The following is a 24,060-nucleotide window of genomic DNA, read 5'->3' as shown; positions in this document are numbered from 1 at the left end:
CGTTCGTTCAGTCCAGGTCGGGGGAGTCAGGAGGGCTGGCTCCGGCCGAGGCCGTTGGGGGTGGCCTTGGTGGACAGGCGCTGGCGGGTCTCGCCGCGGCCCTCGGGGAGGACCTCCAGTTCGCCGGTGCCGTACACGCCGGGGAGACCGGCGATGAGGTCGGCGCGGCGGTCGCCGCGGACGTCGGCCAGGCGCAGGCTCGTGCCGTATCCGGTCTCGTAGGTGTCGTGGGAGTAGCGGCGGGCCGGTTGGTTGGTGACGCCGGTCACGGTGCCGGGGTGGAGGACCGCGTGGTCGTGGTTGCCGTTGGAGAGGTGAACGGCCAGGTCGGCGCGGCCGTCCCCGGTGATGTCGCCGAGGCCTACGCCTGCGGGGTGGTCCTCGCCGTACGTCAATGTCTGCGCGGGGGCGAAGCCGGTGCCCCGGCTGAGCTGGACGACCACCCCGAACGTCTCCCCGCCGGCCGAGGTGATCCGGACCAGGTCGGCCAGGCGGTCGCCGTTGACGTCGCCGACGGCGAGATCGCGGGCGGCGCGCTCGGCCGGGGTGATCGACCAGGCGCGTGACAGCGAGAGTCCCGAACGGGAGCCGGGCACGACCGTGATCCGCTGTGGCCCGACGGGGTCGGGGTAGGCCACCCGGTGTTCGGTGGTCACGAGGTCGGGCAGCCGGTCGCCGTTCACGTCCCCGGCGGCCAGTTCCGCGCCGAACCGCGGGGCGCCGTCGGCCAGCCGTCCGGACGGGCGCAGGCCGTGTTCGCCGCCGCGCAGCACGACGACCTGTTTGTTCCCGGTGACGGCCACGTCCCCGTAGCCGTCACCGTCGAAGTCGGCGGCGGCCATCGCGGGCGCGGTGACCGGCCAGGGGATCACCGTGGCCGCGTCGCCGCGCAGCCCCGCCTTCGAGCCGTGGAAGGCCACGAGCCTGCCGCGGGCCGAGGTCAGGACATCGGCATAGCCGTCCCGGTCGAAGTCGCCCGTGGCGAGCGTACGCCCGAGATTCTCCCTGGCGACGGGCGTGGTGAGGGTGACGATCCGCCCCGTGGCGGACACCTTCGCCGGGCCGCCGAAGTAGACGACCACCCCGCCGGCCTCGCTCCTGCCCTTCACTGCCAGCAGGTGCATGCCCGCGATCACGTCGGCACGCCCGTCCCCGTTGACGTCACCCGCCAGAGCCGGTCGCGCGGCCGCCGCCTGGGCAGGACTCACCGGCCCCGGCAGGCCGATCACGGCGGCCATGAGGCCGGCCCTCCACACGGCCCGGGAGACTCTGCGCACGGTAATCACCTCTGTCCAGGCAGGCCATCGAACGGGAACTCATGGCGCTCACTATGCGACGTTCCGGACATGAACACCAATGCCGCTCCAGCCCACGCTCCCGCCCCACCTGCGGCACGCTGGTCGCGATGAACGTCCTCGGCCACCACGAGATGCGCAGGCCGGCCAGTCGGTCAAGGTTGCGTGTGCCGGTCGAGGCCGAGCGTGGCGATGAGGTCTTCGTGGAGCTGGAACCAGACGCGATGGCAGGAGTCGACGTCGGTGCGGTCCACCCAGGCGCTTTCCCCGCCCCTGGCGCGCGTCAGGGCCGCGGTGAATCGGGTGTCGTATCCGCGCAACCGGGTCAGGACGCTCCCGAGCCGGTCGGCCAGCGGCGTGAGTGCGCGGGAGATGCCGGCGAGCTCGTGGAGGACCCCGGCGTCCCAGACGGGATCGCGGTGGTCATTGACGGCGAGCCGGTCGCCGGGGGTGGGCCGGAGTTGCCAGTCGGTGCAGGCCCGTAACAGGAGGGCGTTCAGCGGGAGGAACTCGCGGTAGACGTCCCGGACCTCGCCGGCACCGCCGACGCGTGCGAGCTCGGCCGCGAGCAGGCGCTCGTTCTCGGCCCGGCCCGGTTCGGTCAGCGACCAGCCCGCGGTGCCGGCGAAGGCGGCATGCCCGGCCCAGCCGCACGCCTCGTAATCGCGCAGCAGCTCTTCCGTCTGGGCCGCATCGAGCCCGTACCGCTGCGCGACCATCGGGGTGTCCGCGAACCCGAGGATGCGCACCGCGTGCAGGACCAGCAGGCCCGGCGGAGAGTCGCGCGTCACCGGTCGGCGTCCTGTCGCGCCGTCAGGCGGGTGTAGTGCTGCTGGCACGCCTGGGGGGAGTTGAATCCCATCGCGTTCGCCATCTGCGCCCAGGTCAGTCCGGCGCCGCGGGCGATGAACAGCAGGGCTGATTCGAGTCCTTCGACTTCGGCGCGCGCGGCGGGCAGGAGAGCCAGCGCGCTCAGGGCGTCCTCCGGATCCAGGTCGGCGTTGCGCCAGACGGCGAACTGGACGAGGTCGACCGCCGATGGCGGGGCCGGCGAGGGGCGCCACGGACGGGCGTCGAGCGCGTCCGCGCCCAGGCGCAGAAGGCGTTCGCTCGCGTCGTGCTCACGGTCGGCCTGGGCGTGGTCCGCGCGCCCGGTGTGAGTGATGTCCTGCTTGCGTGACATACCCTTCATGATCCACAATCAAGAAATTGTTGTCAATCTTTCGTTGAAAGGCGGGGCGGATGATCGTACCCCTCATGTCGGCGGACGCCGATACGTGCGGGGGCAAGGCCGGTGCGCTCGGCGCGCTGCTTCGCGCGGGACTGCCGGTTCCCGACGGCTTCGTCGTGCCGTTCGCCGCTTATCGCGCCGCCGTTCGCGACCTGGACCTCGAGCGGTTCGCCGGCGAGCCGGACCATGTCGACGCCGTGCGGCGGGCGATCGAGGCCCGCCCGGTCCCCGCCACCCTGATCGACGCGCTCCGACGCGCGCTCGACGAGCTCGGCGATCCGCCCGTCGCGGTGAGATCATCCGCCGCGCATGAGGACACCGGCCAGACGTCGGCGGCCGGTCAGCACGACAGCTTTCTCGCCGTGCGCGGAGTCGGCGCGGTCACCGCCGCCATACGCGCCTGCTGGGCCTCGCTGTTCACCTCGCGCGCCATCGACTACCGGGACGCCTCCGGCCGGCCCTTCGACGATCTCGTCATGGCCGTCCTCGTGCAACGCCATCTGGACGCCGAGGTGTCCGGGGTCATGTTCACCCCCACGGAGCCGCATGACGCGATCCGCATCGAGGCGTCCTGGGGGCTCGGCCCCAGCATCGTCGGTGGCACGGTCACCCCTGACGCCTACCGCGTCGCCGAGGACGGGTCGGTATCCCGCATGGTCGCCCACAAGCGGACCCGCCTTGACCGGCGCGGCGGGCAGCTCGTCACCTCCGATGTGCCCACCCGTGCCCGTGACCGGCCGACGATCGACGACGCGACCGCCGAACTGCTCGCCGAGCTGGGTAAGGAGATCGCCGCCGTACGCGGTGGACCGCAGGACGTCGAGTGGGCCTTGGCCGATGGCCGTACCTGGATCCTGCAGGCACGGCCGGTCACCGCCGCACCCCCGGCGTGGCCTCCGCCTGCCGGCCGCACCTCGGCCGCCGCGCCCACGCTGACCGGAACACCCGGCGGCCACGGGGTCGTGACCGGCCCCGCGAGGATCATCCGCGGTCCCCGCGACTTCACACGCGTACACCCTGGCGACATCATCGTCTGCCCCTTCACCGACCCCGCCTGGACGCCACTGCTGCGCATCGCGGCCGGCGTCATCACCGAAACCGGAGGCGTGCTCTCCCACGCCGCGATCGTCGCTCGCGAGTACGGCATCCCCGCGGTCCTCGGCATCCCGAACGCGACGAGCAGACTCCACGACGGCAGCACCATCACCATGGACGGCACCACCGGCACCATCACGGCGGCCGATGCGTGACCGATCCTCCGTATCTCCGGCCAGAAAGCCATCACCCGAGAGCCGCACCCACACCCACGTCATCCACGGATCGGAAGGAGACGGGAAGCGCGCCCAGGCGGGCGCCGCGTCCCAGCCGTTCATGACCACGCGACACCTCTACCTGGCACGACACGGCGCGGCCGACGCATTCGGGAACCTCACCGACATCGGTCGCCGGCAGGCGGGCCTGCTGGGCGAACGGCTCGCCGGCCTACCGGTCGACGCCGTGTGGCACTCTCCGCTACCGCGCGCCGAAGCCAGCGCGCACGAACTCGCCCGCCACCTGAAGACCGCGTCCGTTGCCGAGGCCGCCGAACTCATCGACCATGTGCCCTACGTTCCCCAACCGGCCGAAACACCCCCATCCTGGGCCGGCTTCTTCGACGGCTACGACGATGCCGAGGCGGCCTCGGGCCAGAAGCTCGCCGAGGCCCTGGTGGCCCGGTTCGCGAAGGTCCCCGACACAACCGCGACAGGAACCAGGCGCGACACCCACGAGGTTCTGGTGACGCACGCCTACCAGATCGCGTGGCTGGTGCGGCACGCTCTGGACGCGCCGCCATCGCGGTGGCTCGGCCTGAACAGCGCCAACGCCGCACTGACGATCATCGACTACCGCGCCGGCCTGCCGCCGACGCTCGTGATGTTCAACGACATGAGTCACCTCCCGGCCGACCTGCGCTGGACCGGGTTCCCCGACGGCATGAGGCCATGAGACGGCCCCTCAAGGCCCGAACGCGTCCGCCGGCTTTGTGAGTCGGTGGGAACGGTCACCGAAGGCGGCGTGGTGCGGGCGCCGGCATCCAGCAGAAGATCGTCTCGGCCGTCTGACCTGGGTGCGGCTCAGCGGGAGGTGAACCGGCGTGGCCGGGTCAAAGCCGTGGCCACCATGTGGCCCGACCCGCCGCCCAGGCCGGCGCCGGGATGGGTAGAGGCCCCGATGTGCCAGAGCCCGCCGACGCCGGTCGCATGCCGTCCCGAGGAGGGCAGGGGGCGCCACAGGTAGCTCTGGTCGAGCTCGTTCGCGCCGCCGTACGGGTCGCCGCCGACCGCGTTGGGATTGCGGGCGGAGAGCTGGACGGGGGTGATGACGTCTCGGGCGAGCACCTTGTCGCGCAGGTCGGGGGCGTGCCGGGCGATGCGGTCGAGCACCCGGTCGGCGTAGCCCTCGGCCAGCTCGGAGGTCCAGCCCCCGGAGGTGTCCAGCTCGCCGGCCGCGTCCCCGCGCGGCGCGAAAGGCATCTCCTGGAGCTGCAGCCAGAGCGCCGCGGCGCCCTCGGGCACCCGGCCGGGGTCGAGGACGTGCTGCTGGCCGACGACCACCGTGGGCCGCCCTGGCAGCAGGCCCGCCTCGGCCTCCGCGCACGCGATGCCGGTGCTGCCCGAGCCGTCGGCCAGGTGGATGAGCGGTATCCCGTTAAGCCGCTCGTCCCGCCAGCCGAGCGGCCCGGACAGCGCGACGTGGATCTGCATGGCCGCCCGGCCGTACCTGAAGCGGGTGGCCTCCTCGCGGAGCCTGGGGTTCACCGATCCTTCGGGGAGGAGGCCGCCGTACAGCGCGCTCGGGGTCACGGAGGCGAGCACGGCACGCCGAGCGCGGATGACGCGGTCGCCGGCCGCCACCCCGGTGGCACGACCGCCGTCGACGATCACGCGATCGACCATCGTGCCGGTCTCCACCTGGACGCCGAGGGCGTCGAACAGCGACCGGAAGGCGTCGAGGAACCGCCCGGCGCCTCCGGCGACCACCGGCAGCCCGAACCCATGCAGGGTCGCGGCGAAGAGCGGCAGCATGAAGCCGCCCGAGGCGTGGTCGGGTGAGAGCCCGGCGTGCAGCAGCCACGGGGCGTAGAGGTGGTCGACCTCGTCCCCGCGGAACCGCTCGCGGGCCCACGCCCGGCCGCTGGTGGCCACCGAGCGCAGCCATCCCTCCAGCCCGGTACGGCCGCCCGAGCGCATCAGGCCCGCCGCGTGCCGGAGCAGGGCGGGGGAACGGAGTTCAGCGCCGAGCAGCCCGCCGATCGGTCCCATGGCCCCGCCGAGCCGGTTCAGGCAGTCCAGGTAGGCGTCCCGGTCGGCCTCGTACGCGAACCCTTCGGCCGTCCGCACGGGGTCCCGGTGGGCCAGCGTGACCCGGCCGTCGTCGGCCACGCTGGCCGTGACCCAGCCGTCGGTGTTGCGGTACTCAAGGCCGTGCCGGTGCAGCAGCTCGCCGAGGCTCGCGTAGGCGCCGCCCGACACGAAGAGCGGGTGCCAGGAGGAGTAGGTGTCGTGCAGGTAGCCGGGGAGGGTGCGTTCCTCGGTGGCGATGAAGCCGCCGATGTCCTGGTTACCTTCGACCAGGGCGACCGCCCAGCCCGCCTTGGCCAGTTCGGCCGCGGCGACGAGACCGTTGATCCCCGCACCGACGACGACGGCGTCCACTTCGTCCATCAGGCGCTCCTCCGTTTGATAATCCCTCGTCCTGGTACATCTACGCCATCGTCGGTAAAGAGATCCCAATGTTCGCGATTCGCCGAGACCGTCGCGCTTCGCCCACTCGTCCTCCAGGCGCCGGCACCGGTGATCGCTCGGATGCTCCGCCACAGCCACGAGCAAACCAGCCGCCTCGCCACTGAAGGCGGCGTCGCAGGTTCGCTGTACGGGTACCGGTACACCTCGTTACGGTAGCCGTACATGCAGAAAGCATGGGCCATGCCGGAGGGAACGCTAGATGGGCCAGGTCAGCAAAGAGGAACGGCAGGCTCAAGTGGCCCGGGTGCTGCAAAACGCGGCCGGGTCGCGCACACAAGCGGTGGCCACGCTGCAGGCGGTCACCGCCAACCTGCGCACCGCGGTGCTCGCCGCGCGCCGCGTCGGGCTGTCGGTACGGCGGACCGCCGAGCTGGGGGAGGTCTCGCCCGACACCGTCAACGAGTGGACCAACGCCGCCCGGGCTGAGACTCTCGCTGCCCTGCGGCGCATGTTCGAGCAGGCCGCCGATCCCGCCCGGCGCGGGACGTACCTGGGGTTCCGCTTCACCGAGGAGTGGGTCAGCGCCGGAAACCAAAGCCGTTGCACGGTCCAGCTGTTCGGCGACGGGCCGGCCAACCGGGGCCGCATCCTGAGAGCCGCCTACGCCGCCGTACGGTCCGGCGACCCGATGCCGACCATCGAGGCCGGCGCCGCCGAGGCCGCAATCGCCACCGCCCTGGCCTCGATCGGTACCCCGCCGGCCGGAGCCCTGACCCGCCACGTGATTCGGGCCGCCGACCATCGCCCCGTCGACAGGGCGATGGCTCCCCTGGACATCGCCGCGCGCCGCCTGCTGGCCGCGCCGCCTCCCCATTGGCAGGCCGCGTTGCTTCCACACCTGCCGGGGCGTTCGGGACCGGCGACCTTCCGGGGTATTGTCAGCGCCCGCCAGGCGCTCGACGTGACCTTGTCCGCCACCTTCGACAACTACGTGCCGGGCACCGCGGTCCGGCTGCTCGACGGCAGCACGGTCGTGGTCATGGAGGCCCACTGGAGTCCGGACCTCGCGCGCCCCATCGGCTACCGGATCGCCTCGGGCGAAGCGGACCAGGCCGAGACCGTGGTGGATGTCGAAGAGATCACCGGCCCGCTGTCCACCCCGGCCCGGCGGTGAGCGTCACAACCCGCATCCCGGCGCGCTCCCGATCCGCCCGAGGGTCCAGGGCCCGGATGCCGCGCCGGGTTGATCTGCTCAGCGGCAACCCGTTTACTCCCATCAGCGGTCGTCAACGCCACTGTCGAGTTGCGGCAGCACCTTGGCCGCGATCAGCTCCAGGTGATCGAGATCGGCGAGGTCGAGCAGACGCAGATGCACCCGGGTGGCGCCGATCGCGGCGAACTCGCCGATCCGATCGACGAGCTGGGCGGGCGAGCCGATCACCGGATCCTCTGGAGGCAGCGCGCTCGGTACGTGCAGCGGGGCCGCCCGACGCCGGGCCTCCGCGTCGTTGCGCCCGATCGCGACGACGATGCCCGCGGAGAGCACCAGCGGTGCACGGCCGTCGCGAGTCCGGCCGGCCCGTTCCTGCGCCTCGATGACCCGCTCGAACGCCTCCGCGGTCTCTGACACGTTCCTGAACGGCAGGTTGAACTCGTCCGCGTAGCGGGCGGCGAGCCGCGGGGTGCGCTTCGGTCCGCGGCCTCCGATAATGATCGGCGGCCGGGGCCGCTGCGCCGGCCTGGGCAGGGCAGGGGCGTCGACCAGCCGGTAATACTCGCCGTGGTGGCTGAACCGGCCGCCGGACGGCGTGGCCCACAGCCCGGTGACAATGGCGAGCTGCTCCTCCAGCCGGTCGAAGCGCTCACCCAGCGGGGGAAACGGGATGCCGTAGGCGGTGTGTTCCCGCTCGTACCAGCCCGTGCCGAGGCCCAGCTCCACCCGGCCTCCGCTCATCTGGTCCACCTGCGCGACGGTCACGGCGAGAGGCCCGGGCAGCCGGAAGGTCACCGAGGACACCAGCGTGCCCAGCCGGATTCTGGTGGTCTCCCTGGCCAGGCCGGCCAGGGTCACCCAGGCGTCCGTGGGGCCGGGCAGGCCGCCCTCGAGCTCCATGGACCGGTAGTGGTCGGCGCGGAGGAAACCCTCGTACCCGCCGTCCTCGGCCAGCCGCGCCATCCGTAACTGATCGTCGTAGGTCGCGCCGCGATGAGGCTCGGTGAATACACACACGCGCATGCTCAGCGTCCTGTCTCCCCGGCCACCGCCGAGGTGCCGAAGCCCAGTAGCAGCTCGTGCAGATCGGCGCTGCAGCGTGCGACCTCTTCGAAATGGGCGTTGCGGCCCAACGTCCGTGGGCGCGGGATGCGGATTTCGACCACCTCCCGGATTCGCCCAGGACGCGGTGTGAGCACCACCACCCGGTCCGCCAGGAGCACCGCCTCGTCGATGGAGTGGGTGACGAAGACGATGGTCGAGGCGTTCTCCATGTGCACGCGCTGTAACTCCACCGACAGTTCCTCACGAGTGATCGCGTCGAGCGCGGAGAACGGCTCGTCCATCAGCATCACCCGGGGGTTGCCGATCAGCGACCGGCAGAGGGAGACCCGCTGTTGCATGCCGCCGGACAGCTCGTGCGGCAGCCGCTTCTCGAAGCCGGCCAGCCCGGCCATCTCCAGAAGTCGCGCAGCGCGCTCACGGTGCGCCGCCCGGCGCCAGCCGAAGATCTCCACCGGGAGCAGCACATTGTCGATGACCGACCGCCAGGGCAGCAGCGCGGGCCGTTGGAACAACATCGCGATGTCGCGCCGTGCCTTGGTGACCCGCTCGCCGGCGACCGTGATCTCACCTTCGGTCGGCAGCAATAGGCCGGCGATAAGCCTCAGAAGTGTGGATTTACCGCACCCTGATCGGCCCACCAGCGCGACGAACTCACCCTCGGCCACGGTCAGGTCGATACCGCGCAGTGCCTCCACCACCCCGGATCGCCCGCTGAAACTGCAGGAAACCCCGGCCAGCTCAATCATGCGGGCAGCTCCATCTGACTGCAATTTCAACCCAGTCGACCAAGACTATACGGATGGACAAGAAATGGAAGTCTTATGGGATAGATGCCATTGTTGTATTATTTGGCGGGTTCCCAGCTGAGGACTCAGGCGCCTCGTACGCTGCCGCTACAGCCGCTCCGCGACATCACCTCACTCAGGATATCCCGTCTCCGGCCACGAACGCCCCCCGCGCGGGCCGATCGGCTCCGGACGAAAGGAAACGGTGCATGAGCAGGCTCATCCGTACTGTCGTGGCTCTTGCCTTGACTTGCACGTTCATCGTTGCCTGCGGAAATCCTGACAATCCACAGCAGACGTCGACTTCTAGCAGTAAACCACTAGAAAAGGTGACTTATCTAACCTCGTTCGGCAACTTCGGGCGAGACGCGTACGCCTGGGTCGCGAAGGACAAGGGGTTCTTCCGCGAGGTCGGCCTTGACGTGGACATCAAGCCCGGAAGCGGTACGGGCGACAACATTTCGAAGATCGAGGCCGGAGCGGCGATGTTCACCCCGGTCGACCTCACCGGCCTCCTGCTGGCGCGCGGCAACGGCGGCGCCGAGAGCATCGTCGTGGTGGCCGGAATCCAGCAGCACACCATGGCCGCGCTCATCAGCCTCCAGGGCAACGGGATCGCCACGCCGAAGGACCTGGAGGGCAAGACACTTGCCGACAGCCCCGGTTCAGTGGTGCGCAACCTCTTCCCCACCTACGCCAAGCTGGCGGGCATCGACGCGACGAAGGTCACCTGGGTCAACGGCGCCCCCGCGAACCTCATCGGCCTGCTGGCCAGCGGCACCGTAGCGGGCATCGGCCAGTTCGTGGTGGGCGAGCCGACGGTCGAGTCGGTGGCCAAGGGCAGGCAGGCGGTAGTGCTTCCCTACAGCGACGTGATGAACGACCTCTACGGCAACGTGCTGGTCACCACGACCAAGATTGCCCGGGAGCAGCCGGACCTGGCCAAGCGCTTCATCGCGGCCCTGATGAAGGGGCTCGTCCACAGCATCGACAACCCGGACGAGACCGGCCAAATCCTCAAGAAGAACGTCCCAGCGGCAGTGGTCGCCCCCGCTGCCGCCGAGTGCACCCTGATGAGTGCTTTCGTCCGGCCGGAGGGCTCGGGCAACGTGGTCGGCACGATCGATACGAAGCGGGTCGCCCGCAGCATCGAGCTTCTCCAGGACGCCGACGCCATGCCGGCCGGGCTGACCCCCGACCAGCTCGTCAGCGCAGACCTGACACCGAAGCCCTGACCGGCCGAGGAGCATCTGACATGGCCGAGGCAGGCGACACCCCGCACGCGAGACGTTTCGTTCCCAGCGGGCGCACGACGGTTACGGCGGTGGGGTGGCCCGCTCTCGGGCTCGCGGTCGCGGTCGGCGGCTGGTGGCTGATCACCTCGGCGATCCCCCTCATCCATCCCGCGGTGCTGCCACCACCCGCCGAGGTCCTGACCGCTTTCCGGGAGAAGTCGGCGGAACTGCTCGGCGGGCTGGCCACGACGACGCTGGAGACGGTGGCCGGCTTCCTGCTCTCCGTGGTCGCCGGAGTGCTGATCGGCCTGCTTCTGGCCGCCTCGCGGGCGGCCGAGCGCATGTTCTCACCGCTGCTGGTGGCGATCAACGCGGTGCCGAAGATCGCGCTCGGGCCGCTGCTGGTCGTCTCACTCGGCTGGGGACAGCGGCCGATCCTGACCATGGTCTTCCTGCTCTCCTTCTTCCCGATCGTGCTCTCCACCACGACCGGCCTGACCACGACGCCTGCCGAACTCGCCGACCTGGCCCGATCCCTGGACGCCTCGCGCTGGCAGACCTTCCGCAAGGTACGGCTACCGGCCGCACTGCCGCACATCTTCGTCGGGCTGAAGGTCGCCATGCCGCTGGCCGCGATCGGCGCTGTGATCGGCGAGTTCCAGGCCGGCGAGGGCGGCCTCGGCTACCAGATCGTCCAATACAGCGGAATCGCCGACAGCGCCACCGCCTGGGCGGCGATCACCCTGTTGGCAACGATGAGCGTCGCGCTCTATTCCTCCCTTGTGCTCGTCGAGCGACTGGCGTTGCCCTGGGTCCGGGAAACCACGTCGGAGCGCTGACCTTCATCAGGCCCGTTATGCTGCCGGCCATCGCTGTGCTGCACCTGCCCCTGATCACGATCGGTGGCTGCCGCCGTGGTGGCCCGGACGGGTACGGGCCGAGCCGTTCCAGGCCCATGAGGGGAACATTTCACCGTCGTGCACCCCCCGCAGCCTGGCATAACATGGGATGTGGGGCCATGGCGACAGTCTCATACCAAGACCGTCACGCCGCCCCATGGACAGGTTTTCGTCGGCCGTGACAGCACAGTTGCGCGGCGTCTGGAGCCGATCGCGACCGGTGCCACCTCCGGAGGGAGGAAAAGGTCATGTCGATCGACCTGACCGAGAACTCGATCACCAAGGCGGTGCAGTGCACTTTCGACGGCTGCCATGACGCGCGCACCCGGGAGCTGTTCCTCACGCTGGTCCGGCATCTGCACGACTTCACCCGTGAGGTGCGGCTCACCGGCGAGGAATGGTTCACCGCGATGGACTTCCTGGAACGGGTGGGCAAGATCACCACTGAGACGCGCCAGGAATACGTGCTGATCTCCGACATTCTCGGAGTGAGCGTTCTGGTCGACCTGATCAACGACCAGAGCCGGCCATGCACCACCGACAGCACCCTCCTCGGACCCTTTTACGTGGAAGGCCGGCCGACCGCGCCCAACGGAGCCGACATCTCCGGGGACGTCCCGGGTATGCCCCTGTTCTTCACCGGCAGGGTCGTCAGTCCGGCTGGAGACCCCATCCCAGGAGCCCGCGTGGACACCTGGCACAGCGACGGAGACGGGCACTACGACGTGCAACAGGCCGAGCGGCTGCACGGCCGGCTGGCGATGCGAGCGTTGCTGACCACCGACGAGGAGGGCCGGTTCTGGTACCGGTCGATCGCCCCGCGGTACTACCCGGTGCCCACCGACGGACCGGGCGGAGAGATCATCCGCGCGACCGGCCGCTCGCCGATGCGGCCGGAGCACATCCATTTCTGGTTCCACGCGGAGGGCTACGACCCTCTGATCACCATGCTGTTTCGCAGTGACGACCCCTACCTGGCCTGCGACCCCGTCTTCGCGGTCAGACGTTCGCTGATCGTGGACTTCGTCCAGCACGATCCCGGCGCCGCTCCCGACGGGACCGTCGTCGATGAGCCCTTCCAGACCGTGGACTGGACCTTCACTCTCAGTCCTGCACGGTAGAGGCCAGCCGGCATTCGACCTCGTGTCTCACGATGTCGGGCAGTTCGGTCCAATCTTGCCGCTGGGTTCTCACGCGTCCCAGCCAACCAGGAGTTGCCGGTCGACGGCGAACTATTTGCCGACGGCATCGAGCCATCCGAGTGGCAGCCTGGGGCGGCGGCCGGCCACGCCCCGGCTCGTACGGCGCCGTCCCGTTGATGGTGTGCCCCACGCGCTGGGCGAGGGCGCCACGCCGGCCCGTTTCCGCCGAATGTCCTTGAAGATGATCAAGAATGGTGGGCCATGGGATGGATCGGGATCGCGACGGGCCACGAGCTCACCGTCGAGGGGACGCGGCGGCCGGTGTTCGCCTGCCGGACGGCCGCGGGTCTCGTACTGGCCAAGATGCCCGCCAGCGTCAGGAAGGATCCGATCGCGGTACGGCTTGCCGCCCTCTGCGACCGGTTCGGCGAGCACGCGCGGGCGGTGCACGACCGGGTCGAGTCCTGGATGGTGCGGTCGCTGCCCGGCCCGGCTGGAGTGACGTTCCCGGAGGTGTGCGGGTGGTGGCAGGCGATTCAGTGGTTCGGGGCTGCTGCGCACTGAGCAGCGCGACCAAGGCGTCATGCGGCTCCCGCGTGATCGGCCGCAAGCAGGGGTCAGAGGCGATGCTGGTGGGCGTAGATCACGGCGTGTACGCGGGTGCGCAGGCGTAGCTTGGCGAGGATGCGGTTGACGTGCGTCTTGACCGTGCCCTCCTCGATCCAGAGTTCCCGGGCGATCTCGGCGTTACTGAGCCCTTGCGCGAGGTGGTGGAGCACTTCCCGCTCGCGGGTGGTGAGCAGGTCGAACGCCGGGGTGACCGGTTTGGGGCTGAGGTCGGCGAAGCGGTGGATCAGCCGTCTGGTCACCTGGGGATCGATGAGTCCGTGGCCCTGGTGGGCCGCGCGGACGGCGTCGAGCAGCAGGCGCGGGTCGCTGTCCTTGAGCAGGAAGCCGGCGGCTCCCGCTCGGAGGGCGCCGAACAGGTACTCGTCGAGGTCGAACGTGGTCAGGGCGATGATCGTGGGTACGGCGCCCGCACCGGCGAGCGTCTGGATGGCGGCCAGGCCGTCCATGCGTGGCATGCGGATGTCCATGATGACGACGTCGGGCCGATGCCGGTGTGCCGCGCGCACGGCCTGGGATCCGTCGCCGGCCTCGGCGACCACCTCGATGTCGGGCTCGGCGTCGAGTACGAGCCGCAGCGCGGAGCGGACCTCGGCTTGGTCGTCGGCGATCAGTATCCGGATCGTCATGTCATCCTCCGCTGTGGGTGGGCAGGACGGCCTCGACGCGCCAGCCGTGCGGCGGGCGGGGGCCGATGTCGAGCCGTCCGCCGAGCAGGTGCGCGCGTTCTCGCATGCCGCGCAGGCCGCTCCCGGCCAAAGGGCGACTGGTCGGCGGGCGGCTCTGGCCGTCGTCCTCGACGAGGATCGTCACGGTGTCCAGGTTCTGGCGGATTCGCACGTCCACGCGGGTGGCGGCGGCGTGCCGTACCGCGTTGGTCAGGGCTTCCTGGGCGAGGCGGTAGCCGGCGTGGTCGACCAGGGCGGGCAGGGGCCCGGCCGCGGCGTGCCGGTCGATCCTGACGTGCACGCGGCAGCCGGGGGAGGACAGCCGGTCGGCGAGGGCGGGCACGTCGGCGAGGGTGGCGCCGGTGGGCCGGTGTTCGTCGCGCAACGCGGCCAGGAGCAGGCGTACGTCGCGTAATGCGGAGGCGGACAGGTCCGCCACCGTGCCGAGGGCGCGTGCGGCCGGTGGTGGCGCGTCGGGGAGGACGTGGCGGGCTGCGTTCGCTTGCATACGGATGGCGGTCAGGTGGTGGCCGACGGCGTCGTGGATCTCCCTGGCGATCCAGGCCCGTTCCTCGGCCACGACCCGGGCGGCCTGGGCCTGGTGCAGCAGGACCTGTTGCCGGGCGCGTTCCTGGTACAGGTGCAGCGCGTATCCGACAGCGACCGGCGCGACGGCGATGAGCACGCCCTGTGCGAGGGGCGTGGGGCCGACCCGGGCCGGGAACCCGGGCGGCAAGGGGCCGCCCGGGAGCGGGGTGGCGAACAAGATCGGTGTCAGGGCCGATGCCACGGACAGGAGAAGCAGGACGGATGCCTGCCGCGGCCGATGATAGGCGGCCGAGCAGAGCGCGACGGCCGCCACCAGCCGCCCCGACCATCCCGGCACGTTCGTGGCGAGCAGCGCCGCGGCTACTGAGACGAGCGCCGCGCTCACCGGGAACCGGCGCCGCAGCGCCAGCGGCGCGGCCACGCCCACGCTGAAACCGGCCAGCACCAGTGGGGTGCCCACGCCCGGTCCGCCTGGCACGGGCGGCGTGGCGACTCCTCCGCTCGCCCCGGTCAGGCCCCATAGTGCCCGCTCCCAGGTCGCCGCCGTGTAGACGGCGGTCGCGGCGGCGAGCGCCAGCAGGGCATCCGCGGCCATCGGCGGGATGCCCGCGATCACAGACGGGAGCCACCACCTTCGCGTGCGGCGGCTCCCGTCTGCCGGCAGGCGGGTGGGCTGGGGGAGGCGACGGGTGCCGGCAGGCATGCGGAACATCCGGAGCCGGTCTCTGCGCTCAGGCGGCATGCGGCTCACTCTGGCCACACCCTCCTGTCAGGGCAAACCCGGGCGTCAGCATTCGGTTCCGGGAGCAGGGAGGATCTTGCCGACGAAGTATGCGTTCACCTTCTCCGTGACGCAGGCGTTGCCCGAGAGGTAGATCTCGTGGCCGGGCCCGTCATGGTAGATCGTCGCGCTTCCCCGTACCTGGCGGATGACCCGCTCGGTGCCAGGGAAGTCCGCCCAGGTGCCCACGCCGAGCAGCGGCGGCACGGTCTTGGGCAGGGGCCCGGTGGGGAAGGTCACCGGTGCGGGATAGCCGATGCAGGGAAGCCTGGTCACCGTGGTGCCGCCCGTCCCGGTGTTGGGCGCGAGGTCGCGCAGCCGTTTCATGGCGGCCTTCAGGGCGGCATGACCGGCAGGTCGCGGCATGTCCTGGCACGCGATGACGTCAGGGTTCGGCCCACCCGGAGCGGGAAGGGCGGCGAACCCGGACGCGTCGCCACGGGCGGCGGCGGCGATGGCCTCGGCGGTGGCCGGCCACTGCTCGGGTCCTTGCGTGATCAGCGCTTGTCCGAGGTAGTCCTGCAGTTTGACGCCGTCGAAGCCGCCGGGCTGGAGCGGTACGCGGTCCGCCCGCGCCACCAGGTCCTGCCACAGGCGCGGTACGTCCTTGCCCCGCAGCACGCAGGAGGGCTCGTCCGCGCACCACGCGAGGAAACGCCGCAGTCGCAGCTCGCTGTCGCGCGCCCGGGCCGCATTCTCCTTCTCCGGGTCGGTCATGTTGCCTGTCCCGTCCAGGACCATGGTCCGGATGCGCTTCGGAAACAGCCGCGCGTACGCCTGCCCGAAGACGCCGCCGTACGAGCCCATGAAGAGATTGATCTTGGAGTCGCCGAGGGCGCGTCTGATCGCCTCCATGTCGCGGGCGTGCGTGACCGAGCCGATGCTGTCGAACAGCCGAGGATCGGGATCGTGGCATGGGGCGGCGTCCGCCCGGTTGCCGGCTGCGATTCTGTCGAATCCCGCCTGATCTGTGGGCAGTACGGGATCGGTCGCTCTCTTGATCTCGCAGGGCAGGTGCGTGCTGTAGCCGTTGGTGTAGCCGCGCGGGTCCCAGGTGACGATGTCCATGCTCTGCCGGAGCTGCGTGAACGCGGCCGACACGCCCGGCACGTCGCGAAGATAGGCTATACCCGGTGCGCCCGCGCCGAAGTTCGCCAACACCGTCCCCTTGGCTGGGCGGGATCCGGTGGCGGCCAGCCGGCCCAGCTTGAGCTCGATCCTGCGGCCGCCGGGTCTGGACCAGTCCACCGGAACCCGCAGTGTGGCGCAGCGCATGCCCGTGGCACCGTCGCCTCCCGGGCAGTCACCCCAGCTCAAAGCACCTTCCCTGGCAGCGGCTGTGGCGGGGAACTGGCAGAGGGCCACCAGCGTGACTGCCGCGGCCAGGGCGCGTGTGATGTTCATGTGCCGAGCCTGTCGCGGACCGGCCTGAGGATGCGTCATACCTTCGATAGACATGCCCGGCGCGACCGGTCGCTTGGATAACGGGGCTGCGCTCGGCACACGCGCGCTTCGCCCTGCGCCCTGTCATCCCGCTGCTGTTCGGATGCCTCCTGGCCACCGCCACGTCGGCATCACTCCTGCGGCCCGAACTGCTTCCGCACTACCGTGACCTGCTATGGAGCGCGCAGGGCACTGGCTGCGCGCAGCGGGGGTAGAGATGCGCAAACCGGGAGGATCGCAGGCAGGACGCCGCACCGGACCGGGGGAGGGGGGTCTTCCCACTGCAGGAGGCATTGCATGACGGCGCAGCAGGTGATTGCCGCCCTGGCCGGCAGGTCTCGAGCCCTAATGGGCGGCGCTAGCCCAAGTGCCCCGTATTGCGGCAGCATGAGCGGATCGTCGAAGCCGTGGGAGGGCCTTTGGTCGTTTTCGCCTGTGCGGGATGCGGTGCCGTGCTGACCGCGCGGCTGTCGCGGGTCGAACTGCCCGAGCACGCACACATCTCATGCGGCGATCGCAAGTGCCCCTCGCTCCTGGAGCCGGGGACATACGCGGTGGACCCCCAGCCCTCCTATCCACCGTTCCCGGCTGTGGGACGAGGTCGGCGCCAAGGAGGCGGAGGCCCGCGGCGTCTACGCGCCGGTGTACTCCTTGCCGTACGGCCCCTCGGGACGGATCGGGATCGCGCCGGGAGATCTGCACGGAACCCTCCACATCCTGCGGGACGAAAACTCCTGTTGTGGGCTGAGCGGCAGCGCCGGCCCCAACCTGGCGTGCGCGGAGTGCGGGAGCGCGGTGGCCACCCTCGTCGACGACTGCTACCTCTGGTTCGTGGCGTGGCTCGATCCGGACGCGGTGCGCCCCCTCAGCGTGTCCGGCCCCGCCCACCGGATGATCGGCTGGGAGTCGTTGCGGGAGGCATGTCCCGGCCTACCACCCGTCGAGGAGCCTGGATGGTGGAGCATCCAGTGGCGGGGGGCCGTCGCGGTGTCGCTGGCCCACTTGCTGGCGGCCTCGGACGGGAAGCGGGTGGTCGTGCCCGATGGGCTCCTCGCGCAGCTGTTTCGAGGACCGCTCGACAGGATGCTCCCGCCGGGCCCGCCGGCACGGCGCCTCGTCCTGGCCGGGCCTGGACTGCCCGCCGCGTCCGGGGACCTTCTCCTGGTGCCGCGCCACCCGCAGACCGGCGAGGTATGGCCGACCGGCGCGGGAGCTGTGGTGCCGCTGGCCGCCGAGGTGTGGACGTACCTGGCCTTCCACGACGACCGGCGGCTCTTCCCCGCGGCGAACCGGATACCCGCCGACGTACGCCGCGACGATCCACCACCGCTGTTGCCGTATGGCCGTTTCCGCCCCGATGAGCGGGTGTTCAGGGGCACGCTGGCGCGGCTGCCGGCGGTTCGCCACCCATGGTTGCGCGCGATCTATGACCGGGCGGCCGGGTCCGCCTTGCCATAGCCACATAGCACTCCGAGCCTCGAACGCGTCTACGACACGAAGGGACCCGGACCGGCGTCCGAGTCGCGGGGGCCGGACGGCTGCCAGCGTGGGTGAGCGCCTGAGGATCATCGGCGGCTTCTTGCCGGCCTTGGTGGTGTGGCGGCGCCTGCATCCGTCAAGCTCGTCTTTGGTGCGGTGGTCGTGCTGACCGTCTCGGCGGGCGTGTTCGTGGTGGTGGTCGAGGTCGCGCTGGTGGTCTCCGGCGTCTTTCTGCTGGTCAGTGGCCCTTCGTGACGCCGCCGATCAGGCTTCGACCCGGACGGGATGGGACAGCACAGGATGATAGAGGTAGCCGAGGTCGTTCCAGGGAACGGTGTCGGGCTGGGTACGGCCCTGATCGTCGGTGGCGCGTACTTGGATGACGTGATCACCCGGCCGGGGAACCCAGGTGAACTGCCAGCGCACCCAGGCCGCCGGCAGCTGCGGTGACGCCGGCGACGCCGCGCGCCAAGGACCCTCGTCGATGCGATATTCCACGGAACTGACCGCGTTCTCACCGGCGAACGCACGCCCTCGGATGACCTGCGGTTCGGGCCTCAGGCGCGCCGGCCACGGCAGTTCGACCATGCTCGCCACCGGTATGCCGGTGATCGGTATCGGGCCGTCAGGATAGTCGCGGCCGATTAGCACGTAGTCCTCGGTGTTCCATGGCACGCGCAGCGGTCGCTCCGACACCTCGATCCGGCCCACCCACTTGATGCTGGCCGCGCCGAGCCATCCGGACACCACGACCCGGGCAGGGTAGCCGTGATCGGGCGGCAGCGTCTCGCCGTTCATGGCCAGCACGAGCAGGGTGTCGTCGGCGAGCGCCTTGGCCAGCGGCATGGGACGGCGGGCCCGGATCCGGTCGAGCCCCTCCGGCATGACCTCACGAGCTCCCGGCGTGACCCCCGCCGGTTCCAGCAGGTCGCGCAGCCGTACGCCGGTCCACTCCGCGGTGCCGATCGCACCGCGCCCCCACTGGGTGCCCCCGAACGTGCGTCCGTACGCCTGGCCGAACAGCACGCGGCGGTTACCCGCGCACTCGATCGTGCGGACCGTCGAGGCCAGGGGGAACCGGTTCCACAGATCGGCGTAGGTGTACGTGACCGGCTCGCGCACCCCGTCCCCTTCGATCCGAAGCGACCATGTCGCCGCGTCCAGGCGGGGAGTGGGCGCGTGGCTGCGGATGAAGAATCGGTCGATCGGGGTGAGGTATCCGGGCATGCGGTCCGGCCGGACCCCATAGTCCAGACCGGTCCCGGCGTCCTCCATGAGTTCGGCGGGGGTCGGCTTGACGACCTTGCGTTCCGTCACCGCCGTGGCTGTGCCCTCGAGGTCGCTGCTCATCGTGTAATGCCTCTCACCTGGTGCAACGTGCTTTACCATCGTGTCATCGCGAATTGTCGAATGCCCTCAACGGCTCGCTGGAAGCCGGGAAGCCGGACGGAGCGCCTGATCGGTGAGTGAGCCCTCCATCGAAGCCGGCGATCTGCGGGTTCGAGAACATCTGGCCAACGAGCGCACCTACCTCGCCTGGCTGCGTACGAGCCTGGCGATGATGGCCTTCGGCCTGGGGGCGGCGAAGTTCGGCTCACGTCACCAGGCTTACGCACTGGCTGCGGGCGGGGTGCTCGTATGTACGGCGATCGCCGTGTTCGGCTACGCCACCGTCCGCTACCGCGTGCTCAACCGGGAGATCACGCGCGGCCGGGTGCGCGCCGGCGCCAGCACGCGCGGGCCTGCCGCCGCCGGGACGCTCCTCATGGTCGGCGCCCTCGTCGCAGCGGCGCTGCTCGTTCGCTGACGCCGCACGACCCTCCCCGGGCCCAGGCGACCCGAGTGGTATGGGGTGAGTGACCGGGTGGGCCGGTAGGTGCCACGAGGCGCAGGCCTCGGAAAAGGGGGGCAGCCGTGGAAAGCTGCGGGTCGGAATGAGAGCGGTCGTCTTCGCGAGCATTCGTTCCGACGGTGGAGGACGTCTCGGACGCGGTGATCGAGGAGTCATCGGCCAGTAAAGTGATCATGATGATGGATACGCGGCTGACGACCCACGGTGACGTTTCCACGGCCATGGCCCGTTACGACGACCGGAAACTGGCCGAGCTGCTGGAGCGCGAGGCCGTACCCCTTGGCACCGGCATCGGCGGGGCGTCCGCGCGGCTCGAGGTCGGCGGCACCTTGGTCTTCGTCAAACGCGTGCCCCTCACTGAGCCCGAACTGCGCCACCCGCACTCGACGGCCAACCTGTTCGGGATGCCGCCCTTCTGCCAGTACGGCATCGGCTCGCCCGGCTTCGGCGCCTGGCGCGAGCTGGCCGCGCACACGATGTACCAGTGGCTGGACGAGCGGGTGAGCGCGGGCGACGCCGACCGCGCCTGCGCCCTGGCGGACCAAAGGCTGCGTGAGGCCGTGTCCTTCATGAACAAGGGCGGCCTGCTGCACTTCGACGCGCACTTCGAGAACATCCTCACCGACGGGCACCGCTTCTACCTGACCGATTTCGGGCAGGCTGTGTCGACCCGGTTCGACCTGTCAGAGGAGGAACAGGCCTTCTACCACCGGCACCTCACCTTCGACCGCACCTACACGCTGACGTACTTGGTGAACTGGCTGGCCGGCGCCTTCCACGGCGTCAACTGGCAGGGGCGTCGCGAACTGGTGCGGCAATGGGCGGCGGGACAGCGGCCAGCCGGTGTGCCCGGCGGGGTCGCGACCCTGCTGTCGCGGCAGAGCCCACTGGCCACCGTGCTGAACGACTTCTACCACGATCTGCAGAGTGAGAGCAGGAAGACGGCGTACCCGCTGGAGGAGATCCGCCAGGTTGCCGGACGGCACGCCCTGCCGCTCGACTAAAGGGTCACCCACCGCTTGAGGAGACGCACACCGATCAGCAAGAACCCTCCGCAATGGTGAGGCGCCTGCCAGGAACCCATCTGCGTTCGGGGACCTGCGCCTGCACCACGCACGGGTTCCCCCAACTACAGGATGAGGAATCCGCGAACCCGCGCGCTTCGGCAGGAGGCCGACTAAGGACCCCGCCGACTGGCCGCCGATCGAGCAGGTCCTCTGCCGCTATGTCGCAGAGTGGATGGCCATCAAGCGCCACGATGGCTTGGTTGGACATTCTGGGCCAGCCGGTGACCCTGCTCAAGATCGATCAGCTAGCGCCGTGGGTCCAGCGCATCGGCCACGTCACTCGCCGGGAAGTACTGGCCTGGCAGGCGTTGGTCAGCCGCGGTGAACTACCCACTCCGGAGGCCGTCGAGCGGGAGGTCCTGGCTCAGGGATCTCGAGTGCCTGAAGATCTCGCTGGTCGTCGCGTTTGTCATGAACTTTGTTGCCCGGCGCAATGTCGGCCCCACCTGGCAAGAGGTCGGGGTGATCTGCGCACGACCAACCGGCAAGGCGGCGACCTGTGACGGTCGGCGCGACGTGTACGCCCGCTGTCGGCTGACAGTGCGACGATGAGTGAGGAAGCCCAGCACCCCTGGCGCCTGAAGAGCGGCACCGTGAGCAAGGGCGGCTGCTTGACCAGCAGACGCACGGAGCGACTGGCCGCTCGTCGATCGGGTCGGGGACGAGCTGGCGACGCTGGGGGTCAAGGTTTTCGGCATACCCTCGGGCCGGGTTCGGACCTGAAGGCGGGAACCGGTAGGCCGCGGGCGGGCAAGTAAGGTGTCCCATCCGTGAGCCGAGAGGCCAGAGCATGTCAGAAACGAGCCCCGCCGATTCCGCCGTCATCGCGCGGTCCCGGCAGGAGCCCGAGGTGTTCGCGGAGATCTTCCGAAGACACGCGCCTGAGATCAAGAGATTCGTCATCCGCCGCCTCGGACTCGACGTCGCCGAGGACGTGGTGGCGGAGACCTTTCTCGCCGCCTTCCGTCAGCGCGGCCGCTACGACCTGGCCAGGCACAACGCCCTGCCGTGGTTGTACGGCATCGCGACCAACCTCATCGGCCGCCACAAGCGCACCGAGGCCAGGCAGCTGAACCTGCTGGCCCGCACCGGCGTGGACCCGGTCACCGAACCCTTCACCTCGCGCAGCGACGAGCGGCTGAGCGCCCAGGCCGTACGGCAGCGTCTGGCCGCCGCGCTTGCCGCGCTGCCCGCCGGGCACCGCGACGTGCTTCTCCTGGTGACCTGGGGCGGTCTCAGCTACACCGAAGCCGCCGAGGCGCTCGGCATCCGCGTCGGAACGGTCCGTTCGCGCGTCAACCGGGCCCGCGCCAAGATCCACGAGGAACTGGGCGGGACCGACCCCACAGCAGTCGTCATCGGGGAGGTTCGCCATGGATGAGTTGGCCCAGCTCAACAATTTCCGCTCCGAGGTCCCCGTGCAAGAGGACCTGCGGGCCGAGGCGGAGCGCCTGATGGCCGGCATGTCGGCGCCGGTCCGCTCCGACTTTCGCCGCCTCGGACTGCGGGCCGCGTCGGCAGGGGGTCTGGCGGCCGCGTTGGGCGTGGCGGTGTTCGTTGTCCAGAGCCAGCCCGCCCCGGCGCCGCCCCCACCGCTGATCCGCACGGTCGCGGCCGTGGAGGTGCTGTCGAGGGCGGCCGAGCACGCCGGCAGCCGTCCAGAGCTGCATCCCAGGCCCGGCCAGTTCCTGGTTTACCAGTCGCAAAGCATGTACACGGCCCAATCGGAGGGGCAGATCTGGCTGACGCGCCACAAGCGCACGATCTGGCTGCCGGCCGAAGGCAGCGCGGTCAAGGGAGTCCTGCAGGAGGAAACCCTGGCGCCGCTGCCGTATCCGGGGCACACGCTCCCGCCGAATGCACGAGCGGAGCAGGCGCTAGTGGGCAAGCCCGGCCGGCCGGACCGGGCGGCCGACTTCGACGACCGCGCCGAGTTCCTGCGCACCGACTACGCCTACGTCAGCAAGCTGCCGACCGACACCGAGGGCATGCGCAGGCACCTCTACACGCAGCTGCCCTTCGACGGGTTGCAGAACTACGAGGCGTGGAACCGGGTCGGCGGGCTGCTTGATGAGTCCTATCTGCCCGCCGCGCAGCGGGCCGCGCTCTTTCGCGCGGCGGCCACGATTCCCGGGGTGGTGACGGTGAAGGAGTCGCAGGACGCTGCCGGGCGCAAAGGCATAGCCGCGGCGATGGTGTCGCCCCTCGGGGTCAGGGAGGAGTACATCTTCGACCGAAAGACCTACGACTATCTCGGCCGCCGGGGGGTGGTCGTGGACGCGAAGCTGGCCAATGCCCCGGTGGGGAGCGTGGTGTCGTCGAGCGCGCTGTTGAAGGTGAGCGTCGCCGACAGCGCGCCGATCGTGGAGTAGACGGGGCGACGGGGCTCGGGCAGACGGCATGGCAGGGACCGTCTGCCCGATCGACGCACCAGGGCTGCAGATGTTTCTGGACATCGCCAGGAGGATGGCTGATGACCGTCTGGGCATACGGTGATCGGGTGGGAGCCGGATGACTCCAGCCGTACCTCGTTCTCGTCGGCGAGGAGGATGCGGATCACGCTCTAGAGTGGCTCGATATGGCGCAGGTGAAGATGTATGGCCGCAGGGACGTGTGGACCGGGCGGCAGCGGGAGATCTCGGACCTGGTGCAGTCGTGCCTGGTGAGCACGTGGGCGTTGCCCGAGGACAAGCGGTTCCACCGGTTCCTGCTGCTGGACGCCGACGACTTCATATGCCCGCAGCGGAGTGAGCGCTACCTGATCGTAGAGGTGGTCTGCTTCACCGGGCGCACCGATGACGCCAAACGGACGCTGATCCGGGAACTCTACGGCAAGTGGCCGCACGATTCCGAGGACCTGGAGGTCACGATCATCGAGATGCCCAGGACAAACTGGGGTATTCGCGGTGTTCCCGCTGATGAGCTCGCACTGTCGTACAAAGTGGAGGTCTAGCGTAGAGGGCGGGGGCGTGCTGCCCGGCCCCTCGTAGATCGACGCCATGAC

The 24,060-nt window shown here is 70.2% G+C and carries 24 protein-coding genes; 14 read left to right on the top strand and 10 right to left on the bottom strand.

Annotation, left to right across the window (positions count from 1 at the left end; genetic code table 11):
* Positions 1–26 precede the first annotated feature (26 nt).
* From BLS95_RS46805 to BLS95_RS46795, 3 genes are all read right to left on the bottom strand, one after another.
* Positions 27–1,277 carry an FG-GAP repeat domain-containing protein gene (locus BLS95_RS46805; RefSeq protein WP_143044193.1) on the bottom strand — a complete coding sequence of 417 codons (1,251 nt, stop codon included), beginning with the start codon at positions 1,275–1,277 and terminating at the stop codon, positions 27–29.
* A gap of 173 nt (positions 1,278–1,450) precedes the next feature.
* Positions 1,451–2,086 (bottom strand): transcriptional regulator, encoded by a 636-nt coding sequence (locus BLS95_RS46800; RefSeq protein ID WP_090946076.1) that lies wholly within the window; start codon positions 2,084–2,086, stop codon positions 1,451–1,453.
* Positions 2,083–2,478, bottom strand: coding sequence for a DNA-binding protein (locus BLS95_RS46795; protein WP_090946075.1), 396 nt, complete (start codon positions 2,476–2,478; stop codon positions 2,083–2,085). The genes BLS95_RS46800 and BLS95_RS46795 overlap by 4 nt, the downstream gene beginning before the upstream one ends.
* Before the next feature lie 59 nt (positions 2,479–2,537).
* Here BLS95_RS46795 and BLS95_RS46790 point away from each other — a divergent pair, with 59 nt between their 5' ends.
* Both BLS95_RS46790 and BLS95_RS46785 read left to right on the top strand, forming a co-directional pair.
* Entirely contained in the window at positions 2,538–3,776 is a 1,239-nt protein-coding gene (locus BLS95_RS46790) for a PEP/pyruvate-binding domain-containing protein (protein ID WP_090946074.1), read from the top strand.
* A gap of 121 nt (positions 3,777–3,897) precedes the next feature.
* A complete protein-coding gene (locus BLS95_RS46785; protein WP_090946073.1) occupies positions 3,898–4,512 on the top strand; it encodes a histidine phosphatase family protein in 615 nt (204 codons plus the stop codon).
* Between the two features lie 128 nt (positions 4,513–4,640).
* On the opposite strand, the gene BLS95_RS46780 is transcribed toward BLS95_RS46785, so the two are convergent.
* Entirely contained in the window at positions 4,641–6,230 is a 1,590-nt protein-coding gene (locus BLS95_RS46780; protein ID WP_176993761.1) for a phytoene desaturase family protein, read from the bottom strand.
* 280 nt (positions 6,231–6,510) lie between these two features.
* Between BLS95_RS46780 and BLS95_RS46775 the strand changes: the two genes are divergently transcribed.
* Entirely contained in the window at positions 6,511–7,425 is a 915-nt protein-coding gene (locus BLS95_RS46775; protein WP_090946072.1) for a hypothetical protein, read from the top strand.
* Between the two features lie 102 nt (positions 7,426–7,527).
* On the opposite strand, the gene BLS95_RS46770 is transcribed toward BLS95_RS46775, so the two are convergent.
* Positions 7,528–8,487, bottom strand: a complete 960-nt coding sequence (locus tag BLS95_RS46770; RefSeq protein WP_090946071.1) for an LLM class F420-dependent oxidoreductase — start codon at positions 8,485–8,487, stop codon at positions 7,528–7,530.
* Positions 8,488–8,489: 2 nt separating this feature from the next.
* Complete coding sequence (locus tag BLS95_RS46765) at positions 8,490–9,275, bottom strand: ABC transporter ATP-binding protein (protein ID WP_090946070.1); 786 nt, start codon at positions 9,273–9,275, stop codon at positions 8,490–8,492.
* 248 nt (positions 9,276–9,523) lie between these two features.
* Between BLS95_RS46765 and BLS95_RS46760 the strand changes: the two genes are divergently transcribed.
* The 4 genes from BLS95_RS46760 (at position 9,524) to BLS95_RS46745 (ending at position 13,154) form a co-directional block, all read left to right on the top strand.
* Positions 9,524–10,549 carry an ABC transporter substrate-binding protein gene (locus BLS95_RS46760; RefSeq protein WP_090946069.1) on the top strand — a complete coding sequence of 342 codons (1,026 nt, stop codon included), beginning with the start codon at positions 9,524–9,526 and terminating at the stop codon, positions 10,547–10,549.
* A 20-nt stretch (positions 10,550–10,569) separates the two neighbouring features.
* Positions 10,570–11,388: an ABC transporter permease gene (locus BLS95_RS46755; protein WP_090946068.1), complete on the top strand. Its 819-nt coding sequence runs from the start codon at positions 10,570–10,572 to the stop codon at positions 11,386–11,388.
* 308 nt (positions 11,389–11,696) lie between these two features.
* The gene (locus BLS95_RS46750) at positions 11,697–12,569 is read left to right on the top strand and encodes a dioxygenase family protein (RefSeq protein WP_090946067.1); all 873 of its coding nucleotides are present in this window, start codon (positions 11,697–11,699) and stop codon (positions 12,567–12,569) included.
* Positions 12,570–12,851: 282 nt separating this feature from the next.
* Positions 12,852–13,154 (top strand): hypothetical protein, encoded by a 303-nt coding sequence (locus tag BLS95_RS46745; protein WP_090946066.1) that lies wholly within the window; start codon positions 12,852–12,854, stop codon positions 13,152–13,154.
* Between the two features lie 53 nt (positions 13,155–13,207).
* Here the strand turns inward: BLS95_RS46745 and BLS95_RS46740 are convergent, their stop codons facing one another.
* The 3 genes from BLS95_RS46740 to BLS95_RS46730 form a co-directional block, all read right to left on the bottom strand.
* A complete protein-coding gene (locus BLS95_RS46740; protein WP_090946065.1) occupies positions 13,208–13,846 on the bottom strand; it encodes a response regulator in 639 nt (212 codons plus the stop codon).
* A 1-nt stretch (position 13,847) separates the two neighbouring features.
* Positions 13,848–15,050, bottom strand: coding sequence for a sensor histidine kinase (locus tag BLS95_RS46735; RefSeq protein WP_176993760.1), 1,203 nt, complete (start codon positions 15,048–15,050; stop codon positions 13,848–13,850).
* A gap of 171 nt (positions 15,051–15,221) precedes the next feature.
* Positions 15,222–16,619, bottom strand: coding sequence for an alpha/beta fold hydrolase (locus BLS95_RS46730; protein WP_176993759.1), 1,398 nt, complete (start codon positions 16,617–16,619; stop codon positions 15,222–15,224).
* A gap of 681 nt (positions 16,620–17,300) precedes the next feature.
* On the opposite strand from BLS95_RS46730, the gene BLS95_RS46725 reads away from it, so the two are divergent.
* Entirely contained in the window at positions 17,301–18,116 is an 816-nt protein-coding gene (locus BLS95_RS46725) for a hypothetical protein (RefSeq protein WP_245765707.1), read from the top strand.
* A gap of 138 nt (positions 18,117–18,254) precedes the next feature.
* Positions 18,255–18,392 carry a hypothetical protein gene (locus BLS95_RS56375; RefSeq protein WP_176993758.1) on the top strand — a complete coding sequence of 46 codons (138 nt, stop codon included), beginning with the start codon at positions 18,255–18,257 and terminating at the stop codon, positions 18,390–18,392.
* A 9-nt stretch (positions 18,393–18,401) separates the two neighbouring features.
* On the opposite strand, the gene BLS95_RS46720 is transcribed toward BLS95_RS56375, so the two are convergent.
* Complete coding sequence (locus BLS95_RS46720) at positions 18,402–19,487, bottom strand: sulfite oxidase (protein WP_176993757.1); 1,086 nt, start codon at positions 19,485–19,487, stop codon at positions 18,402–18,404.
* 112 nt (positions 19,488–19,599) lie between these two features.
* Here BLS95_RS46720 and BLS95_RS46715 point away from each other — a divergent pair, with 112 nt between their 5' ends.
* The 5 genes from BLS95_RS46715 (at position 19,600) to BLS95_RS46695 (ending at position 24,009) form a co-directional block, all read left to right on the top strand.
* Positions 19,600–19,944: a YidH family protein gene (locus BLS95_RS46715; protein ID WP_143044192.1), complete on the top strand. Its 345-nt coding sequence runs from the start codon at positions 19,600–19,602 to the stop codon at positions 19,942–19,944.
* Positions 19,945–20,108: 164 nt separating this feature from the next.
* Positions 20,109–20,993: a protein kinase family protein gene (locus BLS95_RS46710; protein WP_245765706.1), complete on the top strand. Its 885-nt coding sequence runs from the start codon at positions 20,109–20,111 to the stop codon at positions 20,991–20,993.
* Between the two features lie 853 nt (positions 20,994–21,846).
* Entirely contained in the window at positions 21,847–22,437 is a 591-nt protein-coding gene (locus BLS95_RS46705) for an RNA polymerase sigma factor (protein WP_090946061.1), read from the top strand.
* Positions 22,430–23,428 carry a CU044_5270 family protein gene (locus BLS95_RS46700; RefSeq protein ID WP_245765705.1) on the top strand — a complete coding sequence of 333 codons (999 nt, stop codon included), beginning with the start codon at positions 22,430–22,432 and terminating at the stop codon, positions 23,426–23,428. The genes BLS95_RS46705 and BLS95_RS46700 overlap by 8 nt, the downstream gene beginning before the upstream one ends.
* Positions 23,429–23,634: 206 nt before the next feature.
* Positions 23,635–24,009 carry a tautomerase family protein gene (locus BLS95_RS46695; protein ID WP_090946060.1) on the top strand — a complete coding sequence of 125 codons (375 nt, stop codon included), beginning with the start codon at positions 23,635–23,637 and terminating at the stop codon, positions 24,007–24,009.
* Positions 24,010–24,060: the final 51 nt, after the last annotated feature.

This window comes from Nonomuraea jiangxiensis (assembly GCF_900099965.1).
Classification (GTDB): Bacteria; Actinomycetota; Actinomycetes; order Streptosporangiales; family Streptosporangiaceae; genus Nonomuraea; species Nonomuraea jiangxiensis.
Note: the sequence above shows the minus strand (reverse complement) of the source record. Positions and strands in the feature narration are given on the sequence as shown.

Bases quoted from the DNA above. Each gene is read 5' to 3' on its own strand.
- BLS95_RS46770 (WP_090946071.1), bottom strand. From the start codon at position 8,487: ATGCGCGTGTGTGTATTCACCGAGCCTCATCGCGGCGCGACCTACGAC.
- BLS95_RS46705 (WP_090946061.1), top strand. From the start codon at position 21,847: ATGTCAGAAACGAGCCCCGCCGATTCCGCCGTCATCGCGCGGTCCCGG.
- BLS95_RS46795 (WP_090946075.1), bottom strand. From the start codon at position 2,478: ATGTCACGCAAGCAGGACATCACTCACACCGGGCGCGCGGACCACGCC.
- BLS95_RS46790 (WP_090946074.1), top strand. From the start codon at position 2,538: ATGATCGTACCCCTCATGTCGGCGGACGCCGATACGTGCGGGGGCAAG.
- BLS95_RS46765 (WP_090946070.1), bottom strand. From the start codon at position 9,275: ATGATTGAGCTGGCCGGGGTTTCCTGCAGTTTCAGCGGGCGATCCGGG.
- BLS95_RS46695 (WP_090946060.1), top strand. From the start codon at position 23,635: ATGGCGCAGGTGAAGATGTATGGCCGCAGGGACGTGTGGACCGGGCGG.
- BLS95_RS46785 (WP_090946073.1), top strand. From the start codon at position 3,898: ATGACCACGCGACACCTCTACCTGGCACGACACGGCGCGGCCGACGCA.
- BLS95_RS46750 (WP_090946067.1), top strand. From the start codon at position 11,697: ATGTCGATCGACCTGACCGAGAACTCGATCACCAAGGCGGTGCAGTGC.
- BLS95_RS46745 (WP_090946066.1), top strand. From the start codon at position 12,852: ATGGGATGGATCGGGATCGCGACGGGCCACGAGCTCACCGTCGAGGGG.
- BLS95_RS46700 (WP_245765705.1), top strand. From the start codon at position 22,430: ATGGATGAGTTGGCCCAGCTCAACAATTTCCGCTCCGAGGTCCCCGTG.
- BLS95_RS46730 (WP_176993759.1), bottom strand. From the start codon at position 16,619: ATGAACATCACACGCGCCCTGGCCGCGGCAGTCACGCTGGTGGCCCTC.
- BLS95_RS46760 (WP_090946069.1), top strand. From the start codon at position 9,524: ATGAGCAGGCTCATCCGTACTGTCGTGGCTCTTGCCTTGACTTGCACG.
- BLS95_RS46755 (WP_090946068.1), top strand. From the start codon at position 10,570: ATGGCCGAGGCAGGCGACACCCCGCACGCGAGACGTTTCGTTCCCAGC.
- BLS95_RS46720 (WP_176993757.1), bottom strand. From the start codon at position 19,487: ATGAGCAGCGACCTCGAGGGCACAGCCACGGCGGTGACGGAACGCAAG.
- BLS95_RS46740 (WP_090946065.1), bottom strand. From the start codon at position 13,846: ATGACGATCCGGATACTGATCGCCGACGACCAAGCCGAGGTCCGCTCC.
- BLS95_RS46775 (WP_090946072.1), top strand. From the start codon at position 6,511: ATGGGCCAGGTCAGCAAAGAGGAACGGCAGGCTCAAGTGGCCCGGGTG.
- BLS95_RS46780 (WP_176993761.1), bottom strand. From the start codon at position 6,230: ATGGACGAAGTGGACGCCGTCGTCGTCGGTGCGGGGATCAACGGTCTC.